The sequence below is a fragment of the Syntrophorhabdus sp. genome, from assembly GCA_012719415.1.
Classification (GTDB): domain Bacteria; phylum Desulfobacterota; class Syntrophorhabdia; order Syntrophorhabdales; family Syntrophorhabdaceae; genus Delta-02.
This window is the reverse complement of sequence record JAAYAK010000121.1, coordinates 23,585-36,091: the sequence shown is the minus strand read 5'-3', so window position 1 is coordinate 36,091 and position 12,507 is coordinate 23,585. Positions and strand designations below refer to the sequence as shown.

The window sequence follows — 12,507 nt, the reverse complement described above, 5'->3', positions numbered from 1 at the left end:
CGATGGTGCTATTTACCATATAGCAGGAGATGGATGGCTGTTTTCGGGAAAAGGAAGAAAAAGGCGCCGGTGCCGGAAGGCGGTGAGGCCCTTGCAATAGAGATAGGCATATTTCGGGGATTGAAGCTCACATCCCGGGCCCTTCTTGTCATTCCCGTTGCCACGGTGGTCCTCAGCATCATCATGGTGGTGGCGTCGATCGTCATCGTGGTCGCGGGGAAAGGGAAGGACAAGATCGTCTTCATGGATTCCACGGGAAGGCCATCGCTCATCCGCGTCGATGATCCGGACAGGATCCACTGGCCCGAGCTTGAGATATTCTGCAGGGACGCGATCAGGGACATACTCGGCTGGACCTACGTGGAGGTGAGATCGCAGGGCGATCTCACCAACCGGATGAGCCGCGTGTCGAAGCGTTTCGATCCCGGGTCCTTCAAGGCCTTCTACGAGCCGTACCGGGACAACTATCTCAAGTCCCTGTCGGATCAGAAGCTCATCGTCACCGCTGAGTGGAACGCCCTCAAGGACTCCAGGATACGCGGCAGGGAAGCGGTCGTTCTTGCCTCGGTCAGGCTCAACGCCGTCCGTGTTGTCGGAGAGGAAGCGGCGAGCGAAGACCTCAAGGTGAAGACATACGAGATAAAGCTGTACAAAGGAGCGCGCAGTGTTGAGAACCCTTTCGGTCTGTATATTGTCCGTTTTTCTGAGCCTGCCGGTGGCTGAGGCCGCGCCGGAGACACCACAGGAGGTGCCGAAGCAGCAGGCGGAGGGGCAGATCGTTGTCCCACCCTTCGATCTTCCCGAGAAGGACATCGTCGAGATGAAGGAGAAGGCGCAGCGCTTGAAGCCTCTTATAGAAAAGGATCGCGTGCTGTCCCGCATGAGGGAGCGGGATATCGATGAAGTGCCAGGCGTTGTGCCCACCATCCGCCTGGCCTACGGCTACGGGAGCGTCATCAATCTTCCGTACAGTTTCAGCGTCGACGATATCGCGATAGGCTCCCGGGAAAAATTCTCCATCGAGGTCAGGGGTAATTCCCTCATCATCTTTCCGGTGAAGGAGTTCAAGTCGACCAACATCATCGTGTTCGAAGGATCACAGGGGGAGCGGGTGCCCCACCATTACCTGCTCGTCGAGGATGGAGCATCGGGAGAGGCGGACCTTACGGTCACCATCAGGCGGGGAGGCACGGGCGGTGTAACGGACACGACGGAGGCCATGGTGCGTATCATCACGACGCGGCGCATCCCGGAGAAGGGCTCCGTCGAAGACATTCTCCTCGGGGACAGGTCGCCATCGCTGACGGATCTCGGGACCTATCCCTTCATACGGATGATGAAGCTCGCGAGCCCGGAGCTTCATGTTTTCATGATAGCCGGGAAGGTCATGCCCGTGGGCGATGCCGAGTTTGTCATGGACCTCGGCAACGGGACAAGCGTGGTGGCCTCGCGCAGCCGGGAAATAACGGTAAGGAGGGTGGGCGATGGCAAGACGTTCACGAACGGCCGTTAGCTGCTGTGCGGCCCTCTTTGTACTCGTCTGGGGTTCCACGTCGCCGGTCATGGGGCAGGTTCAGGAGGGGCCGCAGGGGTCTGTTCCCGATGCCGGCCGCTTTTCCCTCACACGTGTCCTTTCGCGACAGATCGCCTTCGTGAGGTCATTCTCGGTGGAATACCCTTCCCAGTTCCGGCAAGGGTCCAGGGCAGCGGCACCCGGCAAACCTGCCGCCGGTGACGGGAAGGCGCGGGGAGAATGAGGGTGGGTATGGAAAGGAACAGGCTCCTCTTTTCGCTTTTCGGCATCACGACCCTGGCGGGGGTCCTTCTCGGCGGGACCGGATGTACCCCCACGATCAGGGCGGTGCCTGAAGACGTCATCGAGTCGGAAGCCGTTCGGGTCGCGCGGGAAGAAGGCAGAGAGCAAGGCAGGCGGGAAGGGTCGCGCCTCTGCAAAGAGGAACTGGATGAGCGCTTGCGTGACTTCGTTCGGAGGTACCGCGATGAGCTCCTGTATCTTGAATTGACGAAGGGTGGGGCCATCGTACCGGCACAGGTGAGGCTCATTTACAACCCGGCCAGGATAAGCCGGGACGGCAGCAGCTACTCGGCGCCGACCCTCATCTGGAAGATCGTGTCGCCCCCCCGGTTTGTCTCCGATGAATCAGGGGAGGGTTGGTTCGGCAGGGACCGGGCCAATTTCTGCTATTTCCTGGTAGATTCATTCCCCACGGAGGCGGAGGCCTTTCAATTCGTCGGCGGCTCTCCGAAGCCCGACGATGTGTTCCTGACAACGGCGCCTCACGGTGATGGCGGTAAATGGGCGGTGATCGGGAAGGCCTTCAAGGCAAGGTGCGATGTGGCTATGGCGTTCTACAGGAAACTCGGCCGTCAGGCGATACGGGTTGAATAGGAGTCAACGATGCTTGTCAGATACCTGCCGGGTAGATTTGACGAAAGGATCCCGGTGCCTGTTCAAAAAAAGATAGTATCTCACGGACGCGAGGAAGGAAACAGCGGGAAGCTTGTCTTTGAGACCGCCGACGGTACAAGACAGGAGATCGGTCTCGATCATTGCACCCCTCTCATGTCGAAACAGAAGAGGATGACAATGTGGCTGAAAATGGCGGGCCTCATCGTTCTGCTCATAGCCTTTTGCGCCGGTGGATACGGCATCGTCCTCGAAGCGTTGTCGAACGGTGCCAGGGGTCTGAACGTCATCACCGTGCTCCAGCTCATCGTCAGTGGCGGCCTTGTCGTTTACGTTTCCGTGTCTTTCAAAGCTGCTGTGGAAAGGTGTCTCTATGGAGGCCTCTCATTTGACCGGGGTGACATTTACTTCCAGTCTGACGATGAGAGGGCGATGTTCGCGGACGTGCTGAGGAAGGAAGAGAGGAGGTAACATGATCCCTGCATCAACGAGGAGAAGGTTGGAGAGTCCGAGGAGACTGTGGAGGTTCTGTCTTCCCGCTGCACTGTGCCTGTTGTCCGGCGCCGTGAGCGCCCGTGACGGATGGTCTCAGACGTTCAACGAGAGCCGGTGGGCCACGGAGACCACCGATGCCGGGGAGTTTTTGAGCAACCTCGCCAACATAATCATGTACGGTCTCCTGTCGATCTCTTTTTGCGCGGGGACGGGTCTCATCATATGGGGCTTTGTGGTCATGGCCAATAAGGACAACAACCCTCAGGGGGCGCAGGGTGCCTGGAAAAAGGTCGCTTTTGGAGGTTGCCTTGTGTCGACTTCGGCGATCCTCGGGATCATCAAGGCGACCATGACGGCAAGCGCCGGGTAGACGGCCATGGATCCCGGGACGCGACGTGATTATCGGAACGTGAACAGCGCCATCATCGTGCCGAGGCTCAACATATCCCTGGAGGACCTCATCATCTGCATCTGCCCCGCCATGCTTGGCAACGGCATCGCGTCGATCCTGTCCCTTGTCTCCGAGGAGATCGGCGTCTTCGTCATCACGACGGGCATATGCGGGTCTGTGGCGCTTTACGTCTTCGCTCGGGGGAAAAGAAGAGAGGAAATGAGGCAAAAAGGGTTTAGCCGCTCGGGCGTTCTGAGGAGGTATCTCGCGTACCTTCTTGGCGCCGAATGGCTGCGATGCAGGTAGACGATGAACAGCTTTCTCGACAACATCATCGACAGGGCCGTCGGTGAGGATGCCTCCGACATTTACATCCAGTCGGAAAGTCCCGTCTTCCTGAGGATAAACGGACGCATGGCCGCTGTTTCCGGTCCTCCCGAAGGGTACGAGATGGACGAAGCGATAGAGCGGATCCTCCGGGTCTCCGGCGCCCGGGCGCAACTCTATGACAGGGAGGAGAAGGACCTGTCCTACGCGAGACAGGTGGGCAGCGGCCACGGAAAGAAGACCTTCCGGTTTCGCGTCAACCTGTGCATGACGAAAAAAGGGGTTTCCATCGTGATGAGACGCCTGAAGTCCGTGGAGACGAACCCGCTCAATCTTGGCGTTCCCGGCGATCTCCTCCGGTTGGTCCTCGAAAGCCCGGCAGGGGGTATGATCCTTATCGCCGGCCCCACGGGCAGCGGCAAGTCGACGACGCTCGCCTCCCTCATTGCCTATCTTGTGGAGACGAGATGCATCAACTGCGTTACCATAGAAGACCCCATCGAATACGACATCCCCGAAGGGATGGGCAACATCATCGAGCGGGAGGTGGGGACCACGACGCTCTCCTTCGAGCGGGCGCTGAGGGCGGCGATGCGCCAGAGGCCCGACGTGATCCTCGTGGGTGAGGTGAGGGACCCCGAAACGGCATCGGCGGCCATCCAGGCGGCGAAGACAGGGCACCTCGTGTTCACCACCATCCACACCCTCGTGACGACCCAGGTCCCCTCGCGGATAGCGTCGATGTTCCCGGTGGAAAAACAGGAATGGATGATCGAGGAGCTTGCGGATGTTCTCCTCGCCGTGATGGTGCAGGTCCTGGTGCCGACGGCAGGACGCCTGGTCCTTGCCACGGAATTGCTGGACACGAAGGATGTTGGTACCCGCGAGCTCCTGGTACGGGGCAGACATGACCTGCTCCGCCAGCAGCAGCGAAGCGGTCAGATAGGCTGGACGCTCAACCAGAGCCTCAGGGTCCTTGTCGATTCGGAACAGGTTGAGGAGGAGGAAGCCCGCAGGGCGACGAACGACCCCGCACTGTTCATGAGGGAGTGAGAATGATAAGGGCAGAGGGAAAGGGAGCATGAAGCAGGGGACAGGGGCGAGGGCAACGATACAACATGGTGATATTGACTTAGTCCACTACTTAGTCTATTATGGGTCTATGAGAGTGAATATACACGAAGCCAAAACGAGATTATCAGAGTTGCTCAACCGGGTGGAAAGCGGGGAAGAGATCACCATAGCGAGGGCTGGGACACCAATAGCCCGCCTCGTTCCCATTCGGGACAAGACCGCTCAACGGGTGGCGGGAACGGCTAAAGGGAAAGTGATCATCGAAAAGAACTTCGACGAACCATTGCCCGAATCGATCCTTGGCGAGTACGAGGGATGAGGCTTATCCTGGACACCCATGTGTTCCTCTGGTGGATAATCGATAGCCCGCAACTGTCGTCTCGCGTGCGCGATGTCATGAGGAATCAGACGAACGAGCTCTTCCTGAGCGTGGCTTCCGCCTGGGAGATAGCCATAAAGGTCAATCTGGGAAGGCTTCGTCTGCCGGACAGACCTGATCGATTCATTCCGGGCCAGCTGATGAAGAATGCTATCGAGCCGCTTCCTGTCGAGATGAGCCATGCGCTCCATGTGTCCCGGCTTCCGGCCATCCACCGTGATCCCTTCGATCGCATTATCATAGCCCAGTCAATTCTCGAAAAGATGGCTGTCGTCACACGAGACGCCGATATAGCCAAATACAAAATAAAGACCTTCTGGTGACGGGTGTTAACAAGACGGGGACTTCACGGAGACTGGTCACCACGTTGTGTCATTCGCGAGTGAATAGCTCGTACTGCGGCCGCCGCCCGGGTCCTTCACCAGGATCCCCCTTGCGACAAGATCGAGGATATCGCGCAGTGCTGTATCCTGGGAACACTTGGACAGCTTTGCCCATTTTGTTGATGTCAGCTTTCCCTCGAAGCTCTCGAGCAGTTTGCTCAGGATCAGACGTTGCCGCACGTTGAAAGTCTCGCTGGCGTGGGTGTCCCAAAACCTGGCCATCCTCAGAACGGTTCCGAGAGTGCCGTCCACGCCGTCAAAGGAGTGGTGGAGGCAGGAGAGGAACCAGTCCAGATAGGATGTAATATCCAGTGTTCCCTGCTGGGCCTGTTCCAACGTGTCGTAGTAGATGTCCCGCTCGTTGCGGATCTGGGCCGACATGCTGTAAAAACGCTGTGAGCTTGCCTCTGAGCGGGCCAGGGTCATATCGGCAATGGCACGCGCGATGCGGCCGTTGCCATCATCGAAGGGGTGGATGGTGACGAACCAGAGGTGGGCTACACCTGCCCGCAAGACCGGATCCGTGTCGTCATCAGTGTTGAACCAATCGAGAAAGGCCTTCATTTCCTGTTCCACCCTGCTTGCAGCCGGGGCCTCGAAATGAACACGCTCCTGGCCGACGGCTCCCGACACGACCTGCATCGGACCTTTGCTGTCATCGCGCCAGGCATTGACCTTTATCCTGCTCAGTCCACTGCGGCCGGTGGGAAAGAGAGAAGCATGCCAGGCGAAGAGACGTTCCTCCGTTAAGGGTTTGTCGTAGTTCTGAGTGGCATCAAGCATCATCTCGACGACGCCTTCTACGTCCCTGCTTGCCGGGGTTGTGGCGCCGATATCCACACCAAGCCGCCGGGCAATGGAAGACCGCACCTCGACCGTGTCGAGTACCGATCCCTCGATCTCGCTTGACTTCACGATATCCAGCGTCAGCGTGTTGAGGACCGCCTCGGTCCTCAACGAGAACCCAAGGGCTTCGATGTGGCCGATCAGCCTTCCCTGTCTGTGGCGAACGAGAGCGAGTTGGCGCGACAAGCGTCTATCGTCCCAGAAGAAGTGTGGCCAATCGGGCAGTTGATGGATGTAAGCGGTCAATCTCCGCACCTAATGCGGAGATTATAAGCCCTAATCTTCGCAAAGTCAACCTTATTATCCGCATGAGGTGCGGAGAATAAGGTTAGTGTCTTCCCCAAGGGTCCGTCGTGAAGAGAACTTACCGGAGACCTCGAATTACTCCGGCCCATCAATGAGCGTGCACCGGCAGAGCGAATAAAACCTTTTGTCGACCGTGCCAGGTCGAGTTCTCGGTTTTGAAGGCTATTACATATCTCGGAGGAAAGATATGAAAGACAGACCAGGAATGATTCCGGGAACGACAATGGGGAAGGTCATCTGCGGGGTCGTGATCTTCTTCCTGCTAGCCACGAGCGCTTATGGGACCGCGGTGCAGGTGATCAACTTTCCCGCCCTTATGAGCATGGTGCAGAAGATGGTCACACAGGCGATCACGGACAAGATAAAGGCGGTCTGGAACGAAGAGGTGAAGATAAAGCTCGAGCCCGGCACGATCAATACCAAAGCCGTCTCTTTCCTCAAATACAACATCTCCTCCTTCACGGACAAGATGATATCTCAGCATATGAAGAACAATGCGGGGGCCTTTGCCAGAGGCGACGGCAAGCTTTTCGCCGAGACGGCAAAGAGCAAGACGGTACCCACAATCCCGTCGGCGAATTCTGATTTCAAGGAGTTCCAGAAAAAGATCCGCGAGGTATCCATCCTGCTCGCCGGTGCTCCGGGCGGCGGCACCGACAAAATGAAGCATTTCACCACGGCCGAATACGCGGCGGTGAAGATCCGCGATGTATTCAACCAGGCGTCGGTAGCGGCCTACGAGAAGGCATCCGAGGGGGTGTATGTGGCTGAAAGATTCCGGAAGGAACTATCTTCTTTCGATCCTGCGTATATCGATGGCGCCACGTCCGACCAGGCCGTCAAGGACCTGGCGAAGCTCGCTTACTATAACGCCATACTCCAATCGGAGATGCTTGCCGTAATGTCTCAGGGCGAAATGCGCCGGGCGCTGGAGGGTCGCTAGCGATGGAGTCGAGCCCTCCCGCGATGTCACGGCTTATCATCGTAATGATCATTGCGTCGGTCCTTCTGACGTTTGGCCTTGCCCGAAATTCCTCCGCAACAGTTCCACCGTGTCCTCTTGCCACCGACGCAACGATCACTCAAATGGCACAGCAATGGGCTGCGTTTTTCAAAACCCCCTATTGTGCTTACCTTGATGAGCGCCGCAACATCCTGCTGAAGCGGAAGTTGGCCGCCGGCGTGTTGCGGCAGACCTCCGTGATGTCGGAGATATTCAGGGTCACTGAAGAATCTGCAAGCACCGCGAAGAGAATTGAAAAAGCTGCCCGCCGTGTCAGCTTCAGGGATCAGGGGGTGGCAGATGTGGTCGCGGCAAAGCTGCGGGCATTGAAGTCCGGTGCCGGACTGATAACATATTCCGCGGGGGAAAGGGCCTTTGCGAAGGCCTCCCGGATGGAGAAGGCCCTGGAGAAATTTGCGCCCACGGCCTTCGATTTCTGCTCCCGCCACCAGGCGCAGAAAGATGCTGCAAAGCTTGCATATCTTCGAGGACTGGTCCAGGCACAGGAACTCAGATTGCTCTCCCTTTTGAAGATGATGGACGCTCTTGAGGGGGAACGGTAGAAAATGAACCGTATCGGGGCCAGGAAACGGATATTGCTTCTGGTGTCTTTTCTCGTGGCTGGCGGCATTCTTTTGGGCGCCGGCCTTTTTCCACGCAAGGGTGGTTGCTTCGTCAAGTGCTCACCTGTTATTGCCGTGACGAATTACCCATATTTCTCGGTTTTGCTGAAGAACCTCGTTGAGGATCACCTTATCACGGAGCTCAGACTCTGTCTTTCCGAAAGGTTGGACCTCGCACTCTTGCCCGGCAGTTTCAGAGCGCTCGAAAAACGTCTTCGCGGTGCCACGGATCTTTCGAAACTCGTCGACGGTATTGTCAGCGATGGCCTTGATTCACAGCTTGCCTTCCTCAAGACCCGAATGAACGTTGAGATGTTTGCCTCCTGCCTGAACAAGGCCGTACTCTCGGCCTTGAGCAGGGAATTGAAGCGGCTTGGATTTGAGGAAAGCCGAGTTCATGAGGTCCTCAGCGACTACAGGAGAGAGTTTCTCAATTCCCGGCGAGCCCTGGCTACCTATGCGGATGAGGTCAGGGACTTTCAAACCCGGACCGCGGAGTTCCTGCCGGTATCTGCAAGATTGCTTTCCCGTATGACGGTGCTTGGCGGGAAAATGGACGTGGCCGACGGGATACAGGCAAAGCGAGGCGCCGAGGTCAGCGGCAATACGCGGCAGATACTCGACGAGTGCGCGATACACGCAAAAGGGGGCCTCAAGAATATTTCCGCCATTGCGGAGGTTTCTCTTGCAGATTCGATAAGCAGAGGGTTCTGCGGTGCCAGCGGTACGTATCTCACAGCGCGGCTTGAGAAGCTTCGCGGCCTGGAAGGCAAAGCCTCCGTTTCCCCTCAGGATATCGCCAGGGTCCTCGAAAGCGTGGACAGAGCGGCGACCGGCGCTCCTTCGGAATATGTGCGGACATCCACCGCTGAACTTGTCGATATGGCGGCAGGGATCAGAACCTCGTTGACGGCAAGAATGAGGGATGGGATCGCCGCAGTTCTTTTGGTCGTCAACAAAGCCGTGTCGTTGGAAAAAGAAAAGGAACGTGCCATAGATCGCCTTTATAACGGGATAGAGCAGGAGGTCAAGGGGCTTCTTGGCGATGCCGGATCCTTTGCAGCCATAGCACGGGAGAACGCCAGGGTGTCGCTTCTTGACCGGGAAGACATCAAGAAGATAACGGTCCTCCTCGCTGGAAGGAACTCGTCAATGCTGCGCAGAAAGCTGGCGGTGAGGCACTATATTGTCGCCCGAATATCGCTGGAGATGGCCACCGCTATCAGGTCGGGCCTCTCGGGGTTTGATCCGGCGACCATAGACCGTGGTTACGAGGACATGGCCTGGAAGGATCTGGCTCGTTTCAACTATTATCTGCTGAGCATGGAGAACCAGAGGCTCAAGCTCCTTGCGCTTCGGGCAATGACGGAGTCGCTGACCACGGAAGATCCCGATGTTTCCCGGTATGCTGAGGACAGCGGATTGCCCGAAGGGTTTTAGGAGGGGGGAGGCAATGTTTCAGGGGTCTTCTCCTTTCTATCGGCGCATACCGATCAACATGGTCGGTAACGATCATCTGGTCCTGGAAAACTTCGAGAAGGCCAGAGGGTTCGAGATCACCCAGGCCGGCGCCGAGGGAGTCGAGTTTTCGGTCATGGAAATGGAAGTGAACAAGTGTTCCGAGTTCTTGAAAAACCTCACAGCACAGAATGTTTTCATCCAGTTCACAACGCATGTCAACCGTGACCTTAAGGATCTGTTTGACCGGTACAGGCATCTCAATGTCGATCCCCTGTCGGAATCGATGGCAATGGAGAGCATCGCTGAGCTCATGTCGGGCAGAGGTGTTGTCGACACATCGCTCTACTGCACCGTGATCGTTCCGCTCTCCGCCAAAGCTTCCATAGAAGGCAAGAAAAAGAAGCGTTTCGAGGGCAGTGACTTCCTGAACCGCGACAGACAGATGAGGGAAGCGGTGGCGATCCTAAAAGACACTCTGGTACCCCTCGGTTACACCGTGAGAGATCTTTCGGGTGCCGAGATGATGCGAGCCATCTCCAGGATGGTGAACCCTGAAGACCCGCCGCCTGAAATGAGGATGTCGGAATGCGGCATGCTCCTGCCGCTGAGAAAAAGGGTGTTCAACAGCGATTTTTACTCGAAAGACTATTACCTGACCAACGGACGCTACTATTTCGCAACCCTGGTGATGGATACCATCCCCACTGTCATTCCGGTGGGATCGGGTTCCAGGATCCTGCAAAACGTTGATTTCCCGATGGTTATGAACACGACCCTCCTGTGCGAGGACCTGTCGACCATCACCCGGGACCTGGCGCGGCAAAGGCTGATGGCGAACATCTTCAGCGGGAAAAGGACCGCCGCCGCCGTGGAGAACAGGGAGAAGATCACCGCCATCGACGATCTTTTGCAGGACCGGGCAAGACAGGGCTGGAACCTCGTCAAATGTTTCAACAGCTATCTTGCTTGGGACAAGGACATTGAAAAGCTCCAGGAGAAGATCCAGGCCATACGTGTGGCCGTGGCCAAGGCAGTGGATGGGGCAGGTGTGTTCGCCGAATGGATGAGAAAGGAGGGGGCCTTCATTGCGTCCCTTCCGGGGTGTGCCGTCAGGAGCTATGATCCGCACGTCGTTTTTGGTCATGACGTGTTGAAGCTTGTGCCGCTGCGCGGGATGTACCGTGGGGACCGAGGCGAGCCGGCGATCGTTCTCAGAAACCGTTACGGCGGTGTTACGGCACTCAATCCCTTCAGTTCAAGACAGAACAGGTGGGCTGGCCTTGTCATCGGGCCGACGGGCAGCGGAAAGTCGGTTCTCACCAACGGGATCATTGCCGGGGCCATGGCCTATGACCCCGTTGTCGTGGTCATTGATATGTCGAAGGCCTCTTCGTATGAACCTGTTGTTTCCAGCTATGGCGGCAGCTTCATCCCCCTAACCTTTGGGAGCAGTGACAACAGGGTCAACATGTTTGACCTGAGGGTGGGGTTCGAGCAGCCCGCAGGATCGAAGATCCTGTCCCTCAACGCCATTTTCGCGGCGATGCTTGGCGAGGAGGGGAGAGGTGTTGCCAAAGAGACCCGATCCATCCTGGAACGGGCCGTCAAAAGGATGTATGACAGTCTTTTCAAAGAGGAGCCCCGGCTTGTGCGGAATGTGAGAATAACGAACGGAGCCCAGGAAGAGATCTTTTCGGACGCACCTCTATTTGAGACATATATCGAGTATCGCAACCATTATATTGAACGGTTCCTGAATACGGGCGAGAGAAAGGATTTTCAGCGGGCGGAGACGGCACAGTGTCTCGCCACCCCGACCCTCAACGACCTTATGCGGATCCTCGCATCGGACCCGGCGATCAATACAAACGCCAGGGACAGGCAGATCGCCGAAGAGATGAGACGGATCCTCAATCTGTACGCGCAGGGCGAGCAGGCTGCGCTACTGAACGGGGTAACGAACTTCTCCGTTGACAGGGAGATATTCTGCATCCACATGGGCCTTGTCAGTGAGAGAAAGGAGATCCTTGCGCTCCTGTTGCTCCTCTACCGGGACTTCGCGTACCGCAAGGCGGTCTATCTTCCGAACGAGATGCCGCCTTTTCTCACTGCCGCCTCTATCGACTGGATCCTCGCCGCTCAGAGGAGGCCGAAGCTGTTTGTCTACGATGAGTTCCATAACCTGAAGAATAACGAGCCCATTCTTGACGTGCTCGACAAGGACGCAAGGCAGCAAAGGACGCTGGGGCTTGCGACCTACCTTGTGACGCAGGATATCCTCGATGTCGCGGAGAAGGGCAAACACTTTATCTCCGCCGCGTCGAACAAGTATTTCACACGCCACGTATCCCCCGACAATCCGACAATGGAAGGCGTTGACAACCTGGTGAGGATCATTGGTCTTTGCAGCCAGGAAAGGGAGCTTCTCCTATCGCTGAAGTTCTATCCCGGCAGGTACGCCGAGATCCTGGCACTCAACGAGGATATCGGCAAGGGTGTTCTTGTCAACGTTCAGACGCCCCGGACCCGGTGGAGTTACACGACCCACAAGGACGAACGCTACCTGAGGGAGACCGTGGCATCTACGCTCAGGGAGAGGGGGGTATCGCAAGGGCGTGCTCAGGCGGTTGCCGTCGAGGTTCTCTCGGACATGTTTCCTCTCGGGAGTATCGGACAATCCATCGATATCGGGGCCGTAATGAAGAAGATCGATTCAGACGGCTATTTTTCATAAGGAAATATGAGAGGAGGGGGGAGATATCATAGTCCTTCGCACACTGATCGTACTGCT

The 12,507-nt window shown here is 57.0% G+C and carries 15 protein-coding genes; 14 read left to right on the top strand and 1 reads right to left on the bottom strand.

Annotated elements, in window-relative coordinates; genetic code table 11:
* The first annotated feature begins 33 nt into the window (after nucleotides 1-33).
* The 10 genes from GXX82_07605 (at nucleotide 34) to GXX82_07560 (ending at nucleotide 5,417) form a co-directional block, all read left to right on the top strand.
* On the top strand, nucleotides 34-723 hold the full coding sequence (locus GXX82_07605) for a DotI/IcmL/TraM family protein (GenBank protein ID NLT22897.1): 690 nt from the start codon (nucleotides 34-36) through the stop codon (nucleotides 721-723).
* Nucleotides 716-1,513, top strand: a complete 798-nt coding sequence (locus tag GXX82_07600) for a hypothetical protein (GenBank protein NLT22896.1) — start codon at nucleotides 716-718, stop codon at nucleotides 1,511-1,513. Before GXX82_07605 ends, GXX82_07600 begins: the two co-directional genes overlap by 8 nt.
* Nucleotides 1,485-1,757, top strand: coding sequence for a hypothetical protein (locus tag GXX82_07595; GenBank protein ID NLT22895.1), 273 nt, complete (start codon nucleotides 1,485-1,487; stop codon nucleotides 1,755-1,757). Before GXX82_07600 ends, GXX82_07595 begins: the two co-directional genes overlap by 29 nt.
* A gap of 8 nt (nucleotides 1,758-1,765) precedes the next feature.
* Entirely contained in the window at nucleotides 1,766-2,410 is a 645-nt protein-coding gene (locus GXX82_07590) for a hypothetical protein (GenBank protein NLT22894.1), read from the top strand.
* A 9-nt stretch (nucleotides 2,411-2,419) separates the two neighbouring features.
* On the top strand, nucleotides 2,420-2,899 hold the full coding sequence (locus tag GXX82_07585; protein ID NLT22893.1) for a hypothetical protein: 480 nt from the start codon (nucleotides 2,420-2,422) through the stop codon (nucleotides 2,897-2,899).
* A gap of 1 nt (nucleotide 2,900) precedes the next feature.
* Nucleotides 2,901-3,293, top strand: coding sequence for a hypothetical protein (locus GXX82_07580; GenBank protein NLT22892.1), 393 nt, complete (start codon nucleotides 2,901-2,903; stop codon nucleotides 3,291-3,293).
* Between the two features lie 6 nt (nucleotides 3,294-3,299).
* Entirely contained in the window at nucleotides 3,300-3,620 is a 321-nt protein-coding gene (locus GXX82_07575; GenBank protein ID NLT22891.1) for a hypothetical protein, read from the top strand.
* A gap of 3 nt (nucleotides 3,621-3,623) precedes the next feature.
* Nucleotides 3,624-4,694: a Flp pilus assembly complex ATPase component TadA gene (gene tadA, locus GXX82_07570; GenBank protein ID NLT22890.1), complete on the top strand. Its 1,071-nt coding sequence runs from the start codon at nucleotides 3,624-3,626 to the stop codon at nucleotides 4,692-4,694.
* Between the two features lie 109 nt (nucleotides 4,695-4,803).
* On the top strand, nucleotides 4,804-5,034 hold the full coding sequence (locus tag GXX82_07565) for a type II toxin-antitoxin system Phd/YefM family antitoxin (GenBank protein NLT22889.1): 231 nt from the start codon (nucleotides 4,804-4,806) through the stop codon (nucleotides 5,032-5,034).
* Nucleotides 5,031-5,417 (top strand): type II toxin-antitoxin system VapC family toxin, encoded by a 387-nt coding sequence (locus tag GXX82_07560; GenBank protein NLT22888.1) that lies wholly within the window; start codon nucleotides 5,031-5,033, stop codon nucleotides 5,415-5,417. Before GXX82_07565 ends, GXX82_07560 begins: the two co-directional genes overlap by 4 nt.
* 36 nt (nucleotides 5,418-5,453) lie before the next feature.
* Here the strand turns inward: GXX82_07560 and GXX82_07555 are convergent, their stop codons facing one another.
* On the bottom strand, nucleotides 5,454-6,569 hold the full coding sequence (locus GXX82_07555; GenBank protein ID NLT22887.1) for a Fic family protein: 1,116 nt from the start codon (nucleotides 6,567-6,569) through the stop codon (nucleotides 5,454-5,456).
* Nucleotides 6,570-6,816: 247 nt separating this feature from the next.
* On the opposite strand from GXX82_07555, the gene GXX82_07550 reads away from it, so the two are divergent.
* Genes GXX82_07550 through GXX82_07535 form a run of 4 tightly spaced genes read left to right on the top strand, consistent with a single transcriptional unit; the run spans nucleotide 6,817 to nucleotide 12,450 of the window.
* Nucleotides 6,817-7,572 (top strand): hypothetical protein, encoded by a 756-nt coding sequence (locus GXX82_07550; protein ID NLT22886.1) that lies wholly within the window; start codon nucleotides 6,817-6,819, stop codon nucleotides 7,570-7,572.
* A 2-nt stretch (nucleotides 7,573-7,574) separates the two neighbouring features.
* Nucleotides 7,575-8,195, top strand: a complete 621-nt coding sequence (locus GXX82_07545; GenBank protein ID NLT22885.1) for a hypothetical protein — start codon at nucleotides 7,575-7,577, stop codon at nucleotides 8,193-8,195.
* A 3-nt stretch (nucleotides 8,196-8,198) separates the two neighbouring features.
* The gene (locus GXX82_07540) at nucleotides 8,199-9,695 is read left to right on the top strand and encodes a hypothetical protein (protein ID NLT22884.1); all 1,497 of its coding nucleotides are present in this window, start codon (nucleotides 8,199-8,201) and stop codon (nucleotides 9,693-9,695) included.
* A 13-nt stretch (nucleotides 9,696-9,708) separates the two neighbouring features.
* Nucleotides 9,709-12,450 (top strand): hypothetical protein, encoded by a 2,742-nt coding sequence (locus GXX82_07535; protein ID NLT22883.1) that lies wholly within the window; start codon nucleotides 9,709-9,711, stop codon nucleotides 12,448-12,450.
* Nucleotides 12,451-12,507 lie beyond the last annotated feature (57 nt).

Coding starts and splice junctions, on each gene's coding strand:
- GXX82_07580 (NLT22892.1), top strand. CDS start 2,901: ATGATCCCTGCATCAACGAGGAGAAGGTTGGAGAGTCCGAGGAGACTG.
- GXX82_07540 (NLT22884.1), top strand. CDS start 8,199: ATGAACCGTATCGGGGCCAGGAAACGGATATTGCTTCTGGTGTCTTTT.
- GXX82_07550 (NLT22886.1), top strand. CDS start 6,817: ATGAAAGACAGACCAGGAATGATTCCGGGAACGACAATGGGGAAGGTC.
- GXX82_07590 (NLT22894.1), top strand. CDS start 1,766: ATGGAAAGGAACAGGCTCCTCTTTTCGCTTTTCGGCATCACGACCCTG.
- GXX82_07595 (NLT22895.1), top strand. CDS start 1,485: ATGGCAAGACGTTCACGAACGGCCGTTAGCTGCTGTGCGGCCCTCTTT.
- GXX82_07605 (NLT22897.1), top strand. CDS start 34: ATGGCTGTTTTCGGGAAAAGGAAGAAAAAGGCGCCGGTGCCGGAAGGC.
- GXX82_07575 (NLT22891.1), top strand. CDS start 3,300: ATGGATCCCGGGACGCGACGTGATTATCGGAACGTGAACAGCGCCATC.
- tadA (NLT22890.1), top strand. CDS start 3,624: ATGAACAGCTTTCTCGACAACATCATCGACAGGGCCGTCGGTGAGGAT.
- GXX82_07560 (NLT22888.1), top strand. CDS start 5,031: ATGAGGCTTATCCTGGACACCCATGTGTTCCTCTGGTGGATAATCGAT.
- GXX82_07535 (NLT22883.1), top strand. CDS start 9,709: ATGTTTCAGGGGTCTTCTCCTTTCTATCGGCGCATACCGATCAACATG.
- GXX82_07565 (NLT22889.1), top strand. CDS start 4,804: ATGAGAGTGAATATACACGAAGCCAAAACGAGATTATCAGAGTTGCTC.
- GXX82_07545 (NLT22885.1), top strand. CDS start 7,575: ATGGAGTCGAGCCCTCCCGCGATGTCACGGCTTATCATCGTAATGATC.
- GXX82_07585 (NLT22893.1), top strand. CDS start 2,420: ATGCTTGTCAGATACCTGCCGGGTAGATTTGACGAAAGGATCCCGGTG.